This is a genomic window from Microbacterium sp. ET2 (genome assembly GCF_030347395.1).
GTDB lineage: Bacteria > Actinomycetota > Actinomycetes > Actinomycetales > Microbacteriaceae > Microbacterium > Microbacterium albipurpureum.
On sequence record NZ_CP128170.1, the window covers coordinates 646,223 to 662,015 of the forward strand.

At 70.1% G+C, this 15,793-nt stretch carries 15 protein-coding genes and 1 tRNA gene; 6 read left to right on the plus strand and 10 right to left on the minus strand.

Annotated features, from left to right (window positions below; all coding sequences use genetic code 11):
• Positions 1-124 precede the first annotated feature (124 nt).
• The 5 genes from QSU92_RS03185 to QSU92_RS03205 are packed head-to-tail and all read right to left on the minus strand — an operon-like array spanning position 125 to position 2,995.
• Entirely contained in the window at positions 125-448 is a 324-nt protein-coding gene (locus QSU92_RS03185; RefSeq protein ID WP_289264754.1) for an Rv3654c family TadE-like protein, read from the minus strand.
• Between the two features lie 4 nt (positions 449-452).
• Complete coding sequence (locus tag QSU92_RS03190) at positions 453-794, minus strand: TadE family type IV pilus minor pilin (RefSeq protein ID WP_289264755.1); 342 nt, start codon at positions 792-794, stop codon at positions 453-455.
• A complete protein-coding gene (locus QSU92_RS03195) occupies positions 791-1,009 on the minus strand; it encodes a DUF4244 domain-containing protein (protein ID WP_289264756.1) in 219 nt (72 codons plus the stop codon). The genes QSU92_RS03190 and QSU92_RS03195 overlap by 4 nt, the downstream gene beginning before the upstream one ends.
• Positions 1,010-1,061: 52 nt before the next feature.
• The gene (locus tag QSU92_RS03200; protein WP_289264757.1) at positions 1,062-1,976 is read right to left on the minus strand and encodes a type II secretion system F family protein; all 915 of its coding nucleotides are present in this window, start codon (positions 1,974-1,976) and stop codon (positions 1,062-1,064) included.
• Positions 1,973-2,995: a TadA family conjugal transfer-associated ATPase gene (locus QSU92_RS03205; RefSeq protein WP_289264758.1), complete on the minus strand. Its 1,023-nt coding sequence runs from the start codon at positions 2,993-2,995 to the stop codon at positions 1,973-1,975. The genes QSU92_RS03200 and QSU92_RS03205 overlap by 4 nt, the downstream gene beginning before the upstream one ends.
• Positions 2,996-3,513: 518 nt before the next feature.
• On the opposite strand from QSU92_RS03205, the gene acs reads away from it, so the two are divergent.
• Positions 3,514-5,487, plus strand: coding sequence for an acetate--CoA ligase (acs, locus tag QSU92_RS03210; RefSeq protein WP_289265801.1), 1,974 nt, complete (start codon positions 3,514-3,516; stop codon positions 5,485-5,487).
• A 168-nt stretch (positions 5,488-5,655) separates the two neighbouring features.
• On the opposite strand, the gene QSU92_RS03215 is transcribed toward acs, so the two are convergent.
• The gene (locus QSU92_RS03215) at positions 5,656-6,123 is read right to left on the minus strand and encodes a RidA family protein (protein WP_289264759.1); all 468 of its coding nucleotides are present in this window, start codon (positions 6,121-6,123) and stop codon (positions 5,656-5,658) included.
• Positions 6,120-6,338, minus strand: a complete 219-nt coding sequence (gene sp36 / locus QSU92_RS03220; RefSeq protein WP_289264760.1) for a Sp36 family protein — start codon at positions 6,336-6,338, stop codon at positions 6,120-6,122. The genes QSU92_RS03215 and sp36 overlap by 4 nt, the downstream gene beginning before the upstream one ends.
• A gap of 107 nt (positions 6,339-6,445) precedes the next feature.
• Between sp36 and QSU92_RS03225 the strand changes: the two genes are divergently transcribed.
• From QSU92_RS03225 to QSU92_RS03245, 5 genes are all read left to right on the plus strand, one after another.
• The gene (locus QSU92_RS03225) at positions 6,446-9,190 is read left to right on the plus strand and encodes a transglycosylase domain-containing protein (RefSeq protein ID WP_289264761.1); all 2,745 of its coding nucleotides are present in this window, start codon (positions 6,446-6,448) and stop codon (positions 9,188-9,190) included.
• Positions 9,190-10,122, plus strand: a complete 933-nt coding sequence (locus tag QSU92_RS03230) for a metallophosphoesterase (RefSeq protein ID WP_289264762.1) — start codon at positions 9,190-9,192, stop codon at positions 10,120-10,122. Before QSU92_RS03225 ends, QSU92_RS03230 begins: the two co-directional genes overlap by 1 nt.
• A gap of 131 nt (positions 10,123-10,253) precedes the next feature.
• On the plus strand, positions 10,254-12,032 hold the full coding sequence (locus tag QSU92_RS03235) for a hypothetical protein (RefSeq protein WP_289264763.1): 1,779 nt from the start codon (positions 10,254-10,256) through the stop codon (positions 12,030-12,032).
• 78 nt (positions 12,033-12,110) lie between these two features.
• A tRNA-Pro gene (locus QSU92_RS03240) sits at positions 12,111-12,184 on the plus strand.
• A gap of 59 nt (positions 12,185-12,243) precedes the next feature.
• A complete protein-coding gene (locus tag QSU92_RS03245; protein ID WP_289264764.1) occupies positions 12,244-13,029 on the plus strand; it encodes an HAD-IIB family hydrolase in 786 nt (261 codons plus the stop codon).
• Positions 13,030-13,036: 7 nt separating this feature from the next.
• On the opposite strand, the gene QSU92_RS03250 is transcribed toward QSU92_RS03245, so the two are convergent.
• The 3 genes from QSU92_RS03250 to QSU92_RS03260 form a co-directional block, all read right to left on the minus strand.
• Entirely contained in the window at positions 13,037-14,308 is a 1,272-nt protein-coding gene (locus QSU92_RS03250; RefSeq protein ID WP_289264766.1) for an alpha-hydroxy acid oxidase, read from the minus strand.
• Positions 14,305-15,054, minus strand: a complete 750-nt coding sequence (locus QSU92_RS03255) for a FadR/GntR family transcriptional regulator (RefSeq protein ID WP_289264768.1) — start codon at positions 15,052-15,054, stop codon at positions 14,305-14,307. Before QSU92_RS03255 ends, QSU92_RS03250 begins: the two co-directional genes overlap by 4 nt.
• Before the next feature lie 63 nt (positions 15,055-15,117).
• Positions 15,118-15,771: a thymidine kinase gene (locus tag QSU92_RS03260; protein ID WP_289264769.1), complete on the minus strand. Its 654-nt coding sequence runs from the start codon at positions 15,769-15,771 to the stop codon at positions 15,118-15,120.
• Positions 15,772-15,793 lie beyond the last annotated feature (22 nt).

Sequence of the window (15,793 nt, forward strand, 5' to 3'; positions counted from 1 at the left end):
TCGGGGACTCGACGATGACGAGCTTTTTGCCTGTGGATGCCACGGGGGTCCTTTCTTCGTTGCACACCATACACACCGCACAGGGGGGTGATCGCTGAGAGCGGCCGCGGCATTCCCCGTCGCGTCATGGGAAAACGGGCGGCCCGGCGCGGGCAGACGCCGACACCGGGAGCCCGAGGACGCGACCTTCCACCGAGACGGTCGCGACGAGGTCGTCGAGCTCGCAGCGGGTGAGCTCGCCCCCGATGGTGGCCGCCATCTGCGCGGCGCGCTCGCACGGTGCACCCGCGAGCACACCCGACGCGGCGTCGGCGGCAGCGAGCGCAGCCGCGTCGGCGACGCCGGCGACGCGCTGGGCCTGAACCGCTGCGCCGCCGACGGCGACGAGACCTACCGCGAGAGCTGCCGTCATGCCGACGACGCCGACGGCGAGGGAGGTGCCGGCCACCGGGTCACCACCCCCCGGCGAGACCGCAGCTGCGCGCCGACAGCGTGATCGGCAGAACGGGGTGCGCCGGCGCGGTGGCCGACACGCACACGAGATCCCCCTCGTGCGACACGGTGCTCCGCGCACCCGGCACACCGGCCCCGATCGCACCGTGGATGCGCTCCCCGTCCTCGCCGCGTGCGGCGAGACGTGCCGCATCCGCGGCGGCGTCCTGCAGCCGCACCTGCTGGGCCGAGACCGTCAGCGCGGCCACGGAGAGGAGGACCACGACCACGACGGCGGGAAGCGCCACCGCGAACTCGGCGACGACCGACCCGCGGTCGCCACCGAGCTCACGGCTTCTCATGCCACCGTGAGGGCGCGGCGGACGAGCTCCGTCAGGATGCCCCGCACCTCGTCGCTGCGCATGATCAGGACGAGGAGACCGGCGAAGGCGACGGCGGCCATCGTCGCGATGGCGTACTCGGCGGTGGCCGCGCCGGACTCGTCGGCGAAGAGCCGCGCCGCGCGACTTCGGCTCAGGCGGACCGAGCGCGTGGTGGTGTGGTGTCGGTGGGTCATGGTGGTCACTTCTCTCTGCGATGGGATGGGCGGTGGGCACGTCGAGGCGCTGTCACAGGCTGAGCGCGGACGAGGACAGGACGCTGAGGAACATGGGCCCGACCCCGAGGAGCAGGAATGCCGGGAGCGTGCAGACGCCGAGGGGCAGAAGAAGCGTCGTCGCAAGCTTCGCGGCACGAAGTCTGCCGTCGACACGCGCCTGGTGACGCGCGAGCGCGGCGGCGGCGCGCAGCAACTCGACAGCGGGCACTCCTGCCCGCCGGGACAGCTCCAGCAGACCCACCGTCGCGGGTGCCGGAGGTGTCCCGGTTGCGGTGGTGACGAGGATCATCGCCCGTTCGATCGAGACGCCGCCGCTCAGGGCGATCGCCAGAAGCTCGCCGTCGAGGCCCGCGATCCCCCCGGGCGGCCGGGCTTTGCGGGCCAGGGATGCCGTCCAGCGCCGCGCGATGAGGATGAGGGCGCCGCCGACGACGAGGCAGGCGATACCCAGGGGGTGCGTGGTGAGGATCCCGACCGTATCGAAGCCGAGCAGAAGTCCCAGGGCGACACCCAGAAGCGGTAGCCAGCCGATCAGTCGGGCGGTTCCGGCGGGCTCGGCCAGGGCCACCCGGACTTCATCCGCTCCCTCCTGCGCGTCGCGGAGGGCGACGGCGAGCCCGCGCAGGCTCGGCGCCAGAGGCGCCCCGACGACGGTGGCGACCTCCCATGCGGCCCCGACCTCCCGCCAGGGGCTCGCTTGCGGCCCCGTTCCGCTGATCGCCGACGCGAGGCCGGCGCCACCTCGTCGCCGGTCGCGGATCGTCCGCGCCGTGGCATCCCCCGTCTCGGCAAGGTGCTCCCACGCCCGGTCGGGCGTGACCCCCGCCTGGAGGAGGACCGCCAGCTTCAGGACGGTGTCGGCGGCGGGGGTCGTGGGCGGAGCGGGTGAGGTCCGACCGGGGAGACGGGCGAGCAGCGCACTCATCGGTCGGCCACCTCCTCCAGGTCCACGGGCGCGATCTCCAGCCGACCGACCGACGAGAGCTGCGGACGACCCGCGCCGGCGAGCCGGCGCTCGCTCCCGCTCCGCTCGACATGCAGCACGACATCGATCGCGCTGGTCACCTGGCGGGCGAGCGCGTGGTCTCCGAGTCCTGCCAGCGCGCCGAGCGCCTCGAGCCGGGCGGCGACGTCGCCGAGCCCGTTCGCGTGCACGGTTCCCGCACCTCCGTCGTGACCGGTGTTCAGCGCCGAGAGGAGCTCACGCACCTCGGCCCCGCGGCACTCCCCCACAACCAGCCGGTCGGGACGCATCCGCAGCGCTTCGCGCACGAGCCGAGCCAGGGCGATCTCGCCCGCCCCTTCGAGGTTGGCCTGGCGCGCCTCGAGGCGGGCATGGTGCGGATGCGAGAGGCGCAGCTCCGCGACATCCTCGATCGTGACGATCCTCTCCGCTGCGGGGGCGGCGGACAGCAGGGCGGCCAGCAGCGTGGTCTTCCCGGCCCCGGCGGCGCCGCTGACGAGCAGGTTCGCCCGTCGGGCGACCATTCGCTCGAGAGCACGCTGCGCCGCCCGGTCGAACATGCCCGAGGCGGCGAGGTCGTCCAGCGTGGGGGTGCCCAGTCGCGGGATGCGCAGGGAGATGAGGGTGCCCTCCGGCGAGACCGGCGGGAGTACGGCATGGACGCGGATCCCGCCCTCCAGACGCACGTCGACGCAGGGCGTCGCATCGTCGATGTGCCGGCCGCCCGCCCCGATGAGGTGCACGGCTAGGTCGCGGACCTCCTCCTCGGTGGCACGCCAACCACCCGCGCGCTCGGCTCCGAGACCGCGATCGACGAACAGACCTCGGGCGCCGTTGACGAAGACATCCGACACATCCGGGTCGTCGATGAACGGCGAGAAGGCGTCGAGGACCGCCGGACGCCGGACTCCGGCCGGTGAGGATTCACCCGCCGCGACCTCTCCCGCGGAGCGGGGGCGGACGACGAACGGGATCGACATGACCTCGACCGTAGGGACGGCGCACACTGCGCACGGCGCCGGGGACGGGATCGGTGGACAGTCGAGGAGCCCACGACGATGTGCAGGAGAGGACGGCCGTTGCTCCTCGTGATCCCCCGTCCTCCCGCGACCCGTCGGAAAACGCGGCCCGGACCGAGAGGAGGCCGCGGTATTCGACGGATCACGATGCGCATCCGCGGCTCGTCCGACGTGAGCGGACGATGGACAAGAGGAGGCGGTATCCCATGGGGGGAATGGGATACCGCCTCCCGCGACGCCCCGGCTCGGGGGGATGGGCGGGCGTCGCGGATGCCGGAATCGAAGTTCGGCCGTGAGAATCATACGCAGTCGTCACAGGGCGGCCAAACAGCGGCGGCGATCTCTCATCGGAATATCACGTTCCTCTCATCCACCCACTAACGGAGGTAGTGAGGCGACGCACGCCGTCGGTACTCTCACCAGTGTTGTGGCCGGAACCGGCACCCCGTCCGCCCGCGAAGGAGCGCGCACCGATGAGCATGACCAGCAGCCAGATCGACCACCTGTTGAACGAGAACCGACGGTTCGCACCGTCGCCGGAGTTCGCCGACGACGCCGTCGCGAACGCCGACCTCTATGCCCGCGCGGCAGAGGATCGCGAAGGGTTCTGGGCCGACCAGGCCCGGGAGCTGCTGCACTGGCACACGCCCTTCACGCAGGTGCTGAACTGGTCGAACCCCCCGTTCGCCGAGTGGTTCGCCGACGGCGAGCTCAACGTCGCCTACAACTGCCTCGACCGGCATGTCGAAGCCGGAAACGGCGACCGCGTAGCCCTGCTGTGGGAGGGTGAGCCGGGCGAGGAACGCCGTGTGACGTACGCGGAGCTGACCGACGAGGTCAAGCGGCTCGCCAACGTGCTGGAGGGCCTCGGCGTCGGCGTCAACGACCGTGTGGCCATCTACATGCCGATGATCCCCGAAGCGATCGCCGCGATGCTCGCCGTCGCACGCATCGGCGCGGTGCACTCCGTGGTGTTCGGCGGCTTCTCCGCCGACAGCCTGCGGGCGCGCATCGACGACGCCGGTGCGAAGCTCGTGATCACCGCCGACGGCGGCTACCGCAAGGGGAAGGTGTCACCCCTCAAGCCCGCCGTCGACATGGCGCTCGCCGATCGCAACGGCTCCGGCCCCCAGGAGACGGTCGAGAACGTGCTCGTCGTCCGCCGCGGCGGCAACGACGTCGACTGGGTGGAGGGGCGCGACCTGTGGTGGCACGACGTCGTCCCGGCGGCGGCGGCCGAGCACGAAGCATCCGCTTTCCCGGCTGAGAACCCGCTGTTCATCCTCTACACCTCCGGCACCACGGGTAAGCCGAAGGGGATCCTGCACACCTCCGGCGGGTACCTCACGCAGGCGGCGTTCACCAACCGGGTCGTCCACGACATCCACCCCGAGACCGACGTGTACTGGTGCACCGCCGACATCGGGTGGATCACCGGTCACTCCTACGTCACCTACGGTCCCCTCGCCAACGGCGCCACCCAGGTGCTCTACGAGGGCACGCCCGACACCCCGCACCCCGGGCGCTGGTGGGAGCTCGTGGAGAAGTACGGGGTCACGATCCTGTACACCGCTCCGACCGCCATCCGCTCGTTCATGAAGATCGGACGCGCGGTTCCGCAGAAGTTCGACCTGTCGTCGCTGCGCCTCCTCGGTTCGGTCGGCGAGCCGATCAACCCCGAGGCGTGGGTCTGGTACCGCGAGATCATCGGTCACGGTGAGACGCCGATCGTGGACACGTGGTGGCAGACGGAGACCGGCGCGATGATGATCTCGGCCCTTCCCGGCGTGACGGAGACCAAGCCGGGGTCGGCTCAGGTGCCCCTGCCCGGCATCTCGATCGACGTCGTCGACGACGACGGCACCCACGTCGGCAACGGCAACGGCGGGCTGCTTGTGGTCACCGAGCCCTGGCCGTCGATGCTCCGCGGAATCTGGGGCGATCCCGAGCGGTTCACGGAGACCTACTGGGACAAGTTCCGCGAGAAGGGCTACTACTTCGCCGGCGACGGCGCGCGGCTCGATGACGACGGAGATGTGTGGCTCCTCGGCCGCGTCGACGACGTGATGAACGTCTCGGGCCATCGCCTGTCGACGACCGAGATCGAGTCGGCCCTCGTGGCGCACGAGGCCACCGCCGAGGCGGCGGTCGTCGGTGCCTCCGATGAGACGACGGGTCAGGCCGTGGTCGCGTTCGTCATCATCAAGCAGAGCTACCTCGACAAGCACTCCCCCGAGGGGCTCGCGCAGGCACTGCGCGCGTGGGTGAGCGAGCAGATCGGGCCGATCGCCCGGCCGCGCGACGTCTACATCGTCGGTGAGCTGCCGAAGACGCGGTCGGGCAAGATCATGCGCCGGCTGCTGCGGGATGTCGCGGAGGGCCGTGAGGTCGGCGACACGACGACCCTCGCGGACACGGCCGTAATGAGCGTGATCTCGGCGCAGGTGAGGTAGCCCCGCGCCCGCTCTTCGTCCGAGCCCGTTCGCTTCCCGCTGGTTCGCCGAGGGTGCATCTGCGTGCCGAGGGTGTGGGGTTCACCCGCATTCTCGGCGCGCCGATGCACTCTCGCGGAGGCGCGTGGGGAGGACGGGCGGTGGGGGGATGGATGCCGCGGAGCGGCGTCAGGCGAGGGTGAACACGACCTCGACCTCGACGGGTGCGTCCAGCGGCAGGACCGGCACGCCGACCGCGGAGCGGGCGTGCCGACCGGCGTCGCCGAAGATCTCCCCGAGGACATCGCTCGCACCGTTGATCACGCCCGGCTGACCGGTGAACTCCGGTACCGAAGCGACGAATCCGGTGACCTTCAGCACGCCGGCCAGGCGGTCCACGCCCCCGGCTGCGGCGGCCGCCGCCGCAATCGCGTTCAAGGCGCACTGGCGGGCGTAGCCCGCCGCGGCATCCGGGGCCACAAGGCCCTCGCCCTCGCCGACCTTGCCGGTCTCGGGAAGCGCACCCGAGACCATCGGCAGCTGGCCCGCGGTGTACACGAGGCCGCCGTGCGCCTTGGCGGGGATGTAGGCGGCCACCGGCGGGACGACCGAGGGGAGCTCGATGCCGAGCTCGGCCAGGCGCTCGGAAACACTCACTGCTCTTCTCCGAACTGGCGCGCCGCCTGCTCGGCGGCACCGAGCGCCGCGTTGGGGACTCCGCCGCCGGCGGGACGCTTGAAGTAGGCGACGAGGCCCCCCTCAGGCCCCTGGACGACCTGCACGAGCTCCCAGCCCTGCTTCCCCCAGTTGTTGAGGATGGCGGCGGTGTTGTGGATCAGCAGAGGAGTGGTGAGGTACTCCCACGTCGTCATCGAGGCTCCTGTGGTCGGGGCGGTATCGCGGGCGGATGCTGGGAAACATCTCCGTGGGCGCACGCCGGTCGAGGGATCGCCCAGGAAGCTCCCTTACGATCAACCCTATGCCTGAGACGAAACGGACGGGTAGCGGTGTGCTCGGCGGCCTCCTCGGGGTCGTCGGGCTGAGCGCCGTCGCCGGTGTTCTCGTGACCGCCGCCGTCACCCCCGCGATCGCGGTTTCGGGGGCAGCTGCCTCCAGCGCCATCTCGATGTTCGACAACATGCCGAGCTACCTCGAGATCGACGAGCTGATGCTGCCGACGACGCTGATGTACGTGAACCCCGACAACGGGCAAGAGGTCGAGTGGACGAAGTTCTACGACCAGAACCGGTCGCCGGTGAACTTCGACCAGGTCGCGCCGGTCGTCTACGACGCGGTGCTCTCGTCGGAGGATCCGCGCTACTACCAGCACGGCGGTGTCGACCTCATCGGCACGACCCGCGCACTCCTCAGCAACGCCCAGGGCGGCCAGACCCAGGGTGGGTCCTCGATCAGCCAGCAGTACGTCAAGAACGTGCTCATCCAGCGTTGCGAGCGCGACGCCGAGCCCGAACTCGACGCCGACAACAACGTGGTGAGGACTCGCGACGAAGTCCTCCGCAACTGCTGGGAGGACGCCACCAACGCGACGGGTGCCGAGGGCTACGAGCGCAAGCTCCAGGAGATGCGCTATGCGATCGCCCTCGAGCAGCGCTACTCGAAGAACGACATCCTGCTCGGCTACCTCAACATCGCCAACTTCGGCGGTACGAACTACGGCATAGACGCGTCGTCGAAGTACTACTTCAACGTGCCCGCGTCACAGCTGAGCGTCTCTCAGGCCGCGACGCTCGCCGGGATCGTGCAGAACCCGAACACCTACCGGATCGACAAGCCGGAAGGTTCGATCTTCAACTCCGAGGGCGTCGGCTACAACAAGGCTCCCGACGGGTCCATCGACGACGTCGAGCCCGGCACCATCCAGGCGCTCTACACCCTCCGAGACGAGGGTGTCATCGATGATGAGCAGCTCCTCGCGGCGGCGGACGGTTACAGCGCGACCAAGGGGCGGCAGCTGTATGTGCTCAGCCGCATGCTGGACGACGGCAAGATCAACCGCGACCAGTACATCCAGGCAGCGGTGGAGCCGATCACACCGACCATCACGCAGCCGGTGACGGGCTGCCAGTCGACCGGCGCCGCCGCTTACTACTGCCAGTACGTCGTTGCGACCATCCAGAACGACCCCGCGTTCGGCGAGACACGAGAGGCTCGGGACCGGGCGCTCCGGCAGGACGGCCTGAAGATCTACACTACGATCGACCCCCGCGTGCAGGGCGCCGCGGAGCAGGCCATGGCCGAATACGCCCCGACGTCGATCGAGGGCATGGAGTTCGGGGCGACAGCCACGAGCATCGAGGCCAAGACCGGCCGGGTCCTCGCCATCGCGCAGAACACCCGCTACGTGCCGGGAGCCACCGAGGATCCCAACGAGTCGTCCATCGTGTTCGCCGGCGACTCGACCTACGGCGGCTCCGGCGGCTTCGGCGCCGGATCGACGTTCAAGCTCTTCACGCTCATCGACTGGCTGGAGCAGGGCAAGTCCCTCCGCGAGGTCGTGAACGGCACCGATCGCAACATCCCCCGGATGACCTCCTGCGCCGGAGATTGGGTCAACCCCGGCAGTGACCGGATCCGGAACTTCGGCAACCAGCGCGGTTACAACGGCACTCCTCTGCAGTTCACCGCTCAGTCGCTCAACACCGGCTTCATCGGGATGGCCGCTGAGCTCGATCTCTGCGACATCACCAACGTGGTGGCGAAGATGGGTGTGACCAGCGGAAACGGCAACCCGATCGACGTGACCGTGCCCTCTCAGATCATCGGTGTCGACGACGTCTCGCCGATCGCGATGGCGGGCGCCTACGCCACGGTGGCCAACGGCGGGACGCTGTGCCAGCCGAAGGTCATCGATCGCGTGGTCGACAACAACGGCGTCGACCGCCCGGACCTCGTCCCGGTGCGCAACTGCTCCCCCGTGCTGACCCCCGAGGTCTCCTCCACCGCCGCCTTCGCCCTCCAGGGCGTGATGGCCCGCGGCGGAACCGGCGCCCAGGCGAACCCGTTCGACGGCACGCCGATGCTCGGTAAGACCGGAACCAACGAGCAGCGCCACTCGTGGATGATCGAGTCGTCGACGAACGTCACGACCGCCGTGATGGCCGGCAACGTCCGCGGCGCCGTCGACATCGCTCGCACCTACGCCTACGACCGACGCGTGATGGACATCCGCTACCCGATCGCCCAGCGCATCCAGGCCACCGCCAATGCCGCCTACGGCGGAGACGACTTCCCGCCCCCCGCCGAGAACCTGATCCGTCAGGTGGTCCGCGACGTGCCCAACGTGGTCGGACAGACGATCGACCAGGCCCGGGGTACCCTCGAAGGCGCCGGCTGGCAGGTCGCCGTGGGCGAGGCGGTGAACTCCGACCAGCCGACGAACATCATCGTGCAGCAGAACCCCTCGGGTCAGGCCCCTGCCGGCTCCGTGATCACGATCAACCCCAGCAACGGCCAGGCCGCCACCGTTCCCGACGTCAGCGGGCAGAATCCCGCCGTCGCCGCGGGAGCCCTGAACGCGGCGGGATTCTCGGCGCAGCTCGGGTCGTGCACACCCGATCCCGGATCCGGTGGCGGTCGTGTCACCGGAACCGATCCGGCGGCCGGTACGGCGACGACGCGCGGAGCAACCGTGACGATCAACTTCGCCGCTGCCGCCTGCCCCGGCCAGGGTGGGCCCGATGACGACGAAGACGACGACGAGTAGTGCCGCACCCTCTGACGAGGGCCGCCCTCACCACGCTCGGTGTGGTGGGGGCGGCCGGCACCGCCGCGGCCGTGTGGGGCATCGGGATCGAGCGGTACCTCTTCACGCTCCGTGAGCACCAGCTGCAGCTCCTCCCGGCAGGCACCCGACCCCTGCGTATCCTTCACCTCTCCGATGCCCACATGGCGCCTTGGCAGCGACGGAAGCAGCGCTGGATCGCCGGGCTCGCAGCGCTCGAGCCCGACCTGATCGTCAACACCGGCGACAACCTCGGCCACCCCCTGGGGCTCGATGGCATCCGCGCCGCGTTCGGGCCGTTCCGCGGCATCCCGGGGGTGTATGTCCACGGGTCGAACGATCGCGTCGCCCCGAGCCCGCGCAATCCGCTCAACTACTTCCTGGGCCCATCGAAGATCAAGACCGAGCCCGAACTCCTCGACACCGATGTGCTCGATCGCTATCTCACCGACGAATTGGGCTGGCACGACCTCAACAACACCGTCGCAGCTTTCGACGCGGCCGGAGCTCGCATCCATGCGTTCGGCGTCAACGACGCGCACCGGGAGTGGGACCGTCTGGGCTCACTCCCGGAGCCGGTCCACCGCATGCGAGAGACCGAAGACGCAGCGCTGACGGTCGGCGTGACCCACGCACCCTACCGCCGCGTTCTGGACGCTTTCGTCGATCTCGGGGCCGATGCCGTATTCGCCGGACACACGCACGGCGGACAGGTGCGCCTCCCGGGGGTGGGCGCCCTCGTGGCGAACTGCGACATTCCACTCGACCAGGCGCGTGGGCTGAGCACCTGGACCCATGATGGTCGCGTCACACCCCTGAATGTCAGCGCTGGCCTCGGTCACTCGATCTACGCACCGGTGCGCTTCGCGTGCCGCCCGGAGGCGACGCTGATCACGGTCCTCCCCACCCGCTGAGACCAGGGCATCTCTCCTGCACAACGGGGAGATGAGCGAACTTCTCCACCGAAGCGACGCCTGACGACCTCGGCGATGCGCCCGGACGCGACGATCGATCCGTCCGATCGTCTCACCGGGAGTCCGCCACGATGCCTTTCACCGCCCCTCGCCCCGCCGCGTCCCGCCCCTCGGTCCGAGAGCTCCTCCGACTCCTCGCCGCGGGTGTCGCACTCAGCCTCGTCGCGGTCGCGGCGATCGTCCTCTCCCCCGCGCCGGCCTCCGCCGCCGAGCGGGGGACCGGCTTCGGTACGTGGGCGCCGGTGTCGGCCTACGGATGGCACGGCTCCATGCTGGTGAACGGCGTCCACACCTACTGCATCCTCCCCGGCCTACCGCTGCCCACCGGCCAGAGCGTCGATCACGGAATCAGCGGCGGCGCCGCCGGGCTCTCGGCCGAGCAGCTCACGCGCATCAATCACCTCGTCTCCACCCATGGACAAACGGATGACCCGGTGCAGGCGGCCGCGGTCGGCTGGGCTGTGAAGGCCGTTGCGGACTGGGACGAGACGCTCGGCCAGTTCGGCTACGAGGGAGACGCGCTCGCGGGTGTCATCGATCGGGTCTTCTCCCGTCTCGCCCCCGAGCACAGCGCGGCGGTTCAGCAGCGGGCGGTCGCCTTCTACGACGAGGCGATGAGGATAAGCACCGGCGCGCCCGCGGGGTCGCTGGTCTTCACCGCCGACCCGGTCGATCATCGAAGCGGCACGGTCAGAGTCGAGACGAGCGCCGCCGGCGCCGTCGGAACGGTGACCCTCGTGGACGCGGTATTCACCGACACCGGTGCAGCGACGCGCGAGGACGTGACGACGGGGACCGAGTACGCGATCACGACAGCGCCTCCCGCACCGGGACGCGCCTACACCGTGAGCGGCACCGGCCGCTTCGCGGGCGGAGTCGCTCCGGCGGTCCGCCACTTCACCACCGCCGGCGGACAGGACACCGCCGGTCCTGGGGGCCTCGCGACGTTCGACGTGGCAGGCGCCGACACCTCGCCGCGCGTCCCCGTCTTCTCCCCCGCGATCACGACGCAGGTCGCGTCCCGCTACGTCGCCGGAGGTGCGTTCGTCGACGACGTGATCGTCACCGTCGCCGACGGCGACTGGCCCCGCTCGGATGACGGGTCACCCTTGCCGATCTCGGCGAGCGCAGAGGTGTTCCGGACGGAGACGGAGCCGGCCGAACCGCAGCCCTCCGTCCCCGCCGAAGCCGAGCGCGTCGGTTCCCTCGCGCTCGTCACGGGCGACCAGGGCGGCGACATCAGCTACCGGGTCACCTCTGACTGGGAGCTTCCGGGACCGGGCTTCTACACGGCCGTCTGGACGATCACCCGCGACGCGCAACAGCCGGAGATCGCCGCGCACCTTCCTGCGGGCTTCTCCTGGACGGAGTTGTTCGGGGTGAGAAGCCAGATCACCGCGGTTCCCGACGTCTCTTCCCGCGCGGAGGGGCGCGTGCTGGTCGGCGCGCCGATGTCGGACACCGTTGTCGTCGGGGGCGTGGTCCCCACGGGTGGATTGACCGTGTCGTCCGCTGTCTACCGCGCGGTCGCGGGCGTCGAGCCAGAAGAGGCCTGCACCCCGGAGACGCTCGTCTGGCAGAGCGAGCCGATCACGGTCACGGAGGCGGGTGAATACACCGTGACCTCTCCCGCCGTCACCGAGCCGGGAACCTACTACTGGCGGGAGCGTGCCGTGGATGGCGCCGGTGAAGAGATGCATCACGGACCCTGTGGTCTGGCGAACGAGACCACGATCGTCGAAGAGTCCCCCCGACCCCGACCCCGACCCCGACCCCGTCGCTCGCCGTCACCGGTGCGAGCGTCGCGACGACCGCGGCGGCGCTCGTCGTCGGTGGCACCGTCCTCGTGACGGGAGTCACGCTCGGTCTCTCACGACGGCGGCGGTTCGAACACGGCGCGGGCATCGGGTAGGCTGGGAGGGTTGTCACGGGGTGTGGCGCAGCTTGGTAGCGCGCTTCGTTCGGGACGAAGAGGCCGCAGGTTCAAATCCTGTCACCCCGACAGCAGAGAGGCCTCACCGCATCGGTGAGGCCTCTCGCACGACACCGAACAGGAGCGCCGTGAACGCCACCCCGCCCCACCCCTCCCCGAAGCTCGTCGCGTTCGACCTCGACGACACCCTCGCGCCCTCCAAGAGCGCCATCGATCCCCGTATCGGCGATCAGCTGATCGCATTGGCCGAGCGCGTCGAGGTCGCCATCATCTCCGGGGGTCAGCTGTCGCAGTTCCGCACCCAGGTGGTCGATCGCCTGCCGGCTGCCGCGTCCGACATCCTCGATCACGTTCACCTGCTGCCCACCTGCGGCACCCAGTACTACCGGGTGGGCCCCGACGGCATCCGCACGGTCTACGCCCACAGCCTGACCGACGACCAGAAGTCACGGGCCATCGCCGCCGTCGAGGAGGAGGCGCGGCGCCTGGGGCTGTGGGAGAGCGAACCGTGGGGTGACATCCTCGAGGACCGCGGCTCGCAGATCACCTTCTCGGCGCTCGGCCAGCAGGCGCCGCTGGACGCCAAGACGGCGTGGGACCCGACGGGCGAGAAGAAGAACGCCCTCCGCGACGCGGTCGCCTCCCGCATCCCCGACCTCGAGGTCCGTTCGGGCGGCTCGACGTCGGTCGACATCACTCACCGCGGAATCGACAAGGCCTACGGCATGCGTCAGCTCTCCGACCAGACGGGCATCTCCCTCGATGACATGCTCTTCGTCGGCGACCGACTCGACCCCCACGGCAACGACTATCCCGTCCTGGCGATGGGTGTGCGCTGCCAGGCCGTCGAGGGGTGGGAGGACACCGCGACCTTCCTCGACGGGTTGCTGCCGACCCTCCCCGTTCGCGTCTGAAGCCCGCTCAGCGCGCACGCACGGCGCGCTGAGCGTCACCCACCGGCACCAGGCGAGTGAGCTGCGTCACGTGCGCGGGCTCGAGCTCGTCGAGGCCGGACACACCCAGCAGGCGCATCGTGCGCTCGATCTCCTCCCGGAGGATCGCGATCGCACGGTCGACGCCGGCGCGGCCGCCCGCCATCAGACCGTAGAGGTAGGCCCGCCCGACGAGGGTGAAAGAGGCGCCGAGCGCGATCGAGGCGACGATGTCGGCACCGTGCATGATGCCGGTGTCGACCATCACCGTCGCGTCCCTGCCGACCTCCCGCACCACACGCGGGAGAAGATGGAAGGGCACCGGCGCGCGATCGAGCTGACGCCCCCCGTGGTTGGACAGAACGATGCCGTCCACGCCCGCATCGATGAGACGCGCGGCGTCCTCGACCGTCTGGACGCCCTTGACGACGATCTTCCCCGGCCAGAGATCGCGGATGACACCGAGGTCGTCGTAGCTGATGGTCGGGTCCATCGCCGCATCCAGCAGCTCTCCCACCGTGCCGCCGGTCGAACTCAGTGACGCGAACTCCAGCTTCGGCGTGGTGAGGAAGTCGAACCACCACCACGGCCGCGGGACGGCGTCGAGGATGGTCCGGATCGTCAGCTGCGGCGGGATCGAGAAGCCGTTCCGCTTGTCCCGCAGGCGCGCCCCCGCAACGGGGGTGTCGACGGTGAACAGCAGCGTGTCGAAGCCCGCCGCCGCAGCCCGCCGTGCCAGCTCGTAGGAGATCTCCCGATCGCGCATCACGTACAGCTGGAACCAGTTGCGGCCGTCCGGGTTGGCGGCTCTGACGTCCTCGATCGAGGTCGTTCCGAGCGTCGAGAGTGTGAACGGGATGCCGGCGGCGCCCGCCGCGGAGGCGCCGGCCTGCTCCCCCGCGGTGTGCATCAGCCGGGTGAATCCGGTCGGGGCGATGCCGAACGGCAGCGCGCTGGCACCGCCGAGGACGGTGAGGGAGGTGTCGACATGCTCGGCGGGTCGGAGAATCGACGGGTGGAACTCGACATCCTCGAAGGCGCGCCGAGCCCGCGCCAACGACAGCTCGCCTTCGGCGGCGCCGTCGGTGTAGTCGAACGCCGCCTTCGGTGTGCGGCGCTGGGCGATCCCCCGGAGGTCGGCGATGGTGAGGGCAGAGGCGAGGCGTCGCCGGGTGCCGTTCAGCTCGGGACGCTTGAACCGCATGAGCTCGCGAAGGTCCGCCGGTACGGGCAGTTGCCGACGCACGATGGGCTCGGTCATGGCGTGGTCCTCTCCGAGGTGGTCTCGCGGGCGAGACGGGCCTCGGCGTAGTAGCCGGTGATGTGGGCGCGCACGAGATCACGGGCTCGCCCGGGATCACCCGCCTCGACGGCCTCCACGATGGCGCGATGCTCGTGCTGCAGTCGCGCCGCCATCGCCGGCCAGTCCGTCACGCGCGCGGCGCCGATCTGCACATACGACTCGATCGCATTGCGCAGTCCTGCCATCGTGGCGGTGATGACGAGATTGCCGGATGCCTCGGCGAGGCCGAGATGGAACTGCGCGTCCAGCGTCAGGAACTCCTCGCGCGTGCGGTCTGCGGCATCCATCGCGTCGAGGATGCGGCGGACCGCGGCCGTGTCGGGTGCGCCCTGCGAGGCGAGGTCTTCGACGACGGCGCTCTCCAACGCCACCCGGGCGCGGACGACGTCGTCGAGCGGGAATCCGTGAGCGGCCACCTGCAGCCGGAGAAGCGCCGACATGCCCCCGTGCGGGGTGGCGATGATCACGGCCCCCGAGCTCGGTCCCGAGCCCGTACCGGTGCGGATGAGCCCCATCACCTCCAGCACGCGGAGCGCCTCCCGCACGCTCGAGCGGCCGACCCCCAGGCGCGCCGCGAGGTCGCGCTCGGGGGGCAGGTGATCGCCGGGAGCGAGCGTGTCGTCGAGGAGGTCGCGCTCGATGTGCTCGAGGACGACCTGCCACGCCCGCGGGGCGGGTGGCAGAGAATCGTCTGATGGGGGCATGAAGGCTCCGATGAACAGAGGGCCACCATACTCTGTGGTCAGACCACACGCAACCGCGCGGGCCTACCGCCCGTCGAGACGCCCGCCCGACTCGCGCAGGTAGCACTGAGCGCACATCGACTCGTAGGTCACGCGGTCGGCGGAGAGCTCGTCGATCGCGACCTGGTCGCCGTCGAACACGAACCGGCCACCGACCAGGCGGGCATTGAAGAGGGCCTTGCGCCCGCAACGGCAGATCGTCTTCAGCTCCTCGAGGCTGTGGGCGAGCTCCATCAGCCTGGCGGACCCGGGGAACGCATCGGTGCGGAAATCGGTGCGGATGCCGTAGGCGAGGACCGGCACACCGTCGAGCACGACGATGCGCAGGAGATCATCGACCTGTTCGCGCGTGAGGAACTGCGCCTCGTCGATGAGGAGGCAGGCAACGTCCGGGCTCGCCTCCCCCGCCTCGGGGACGAGGGCATCCTCTGCAGCTCTCCTCACGCGCTCGCGGTGAATGCCGAACAGCAGGCGGATGTCATCGCGGGGCCCGACGAGGAAGTCGGCATCGCGCGTGACACCCAGGCGGCTGGAGATCTTGGCGGCATGTTTGGTATCGATGGCGGGCTTGGCGAGCAGGACATGCTGGCCGCGCTCCTCGTAGTTGTATGCGGCCTGCAGCAGGGCGGTCGACTTCCCCGAGTTCATCGCCCCGTATCGGAAATACAGCTTCGCCACCCCGAGAGTCTAGGCCCACGAT

Coding starts and splice junctions, on each gene's coding strand:
- QSU92_RS03190 (WP_289264755.1), bottom strand. CDS start 794: ATGAGAAGCCGTGAGCTCGGTGGCGACCGCGGGTCGGTCGTCGCCGAG.
- QSU92_RS03195 (WP_289264756.1), bottom strand. CDS start 1,009: ATGACCCACCGACACCACACCACCACGCGCTCGGTCCGCCTGAGCCGA.
- QSU92_RS03200 (WP_289264757.1), bottom strand. CDS start 1,976: ATGAGTGCGCTGCTCGCCCGTCTCCCCGGTCGGACCTCACCCGCTCCG.
- QSU92_RS03205 (WP_289264758.1), bottom strand. CDS start 2,995: ATGTCGATCCCGTTCGTCGTCCGCCCCCGCTCCGCGGGAGAGGTCGCG.
- acs (WP_289265801.1), top strand. CDS start 3,514: ATGACCAGCAGCCAGATCGACCACCTGTTGAACGAGAACCGACGGTTC.
- sp36 (WP_289264760.1), bottom strand. CDS start 6,338: ATGACGACGTGGGAGTACCTCACCACTCCTCTGCTGATCCACAACACC.
- QSU92_RS03225 (WP_289264761.1), top strand. CDS start 6,446: ATGCCTGAGACGAAACGGACGGGTAGCGGTGTGCTCGGCGGCCTCCTC.
- QSU92_RS03235 (WP_289264763.1), top strand. CDS start 10,254: ATGCCTTTCACCGCCCCTCGCCCCGCCGCGTCCCGCCCCTCGGTCCGA.
- QSU92_RS03250 (WP_289264766.1), bottom strand. CDS start 14,308: ATGACCGAGCCCATCGTGCGTCGGCAACTGCCCGTACCGGCGGACCTT.
- QSU92_RS03255 (WP_289264768.1), bottom strand. CDS start 15,054: ATGCCCCCATCAGACGATTCTCTGCCACCCGCCCCGCGGGCGTGGCAG.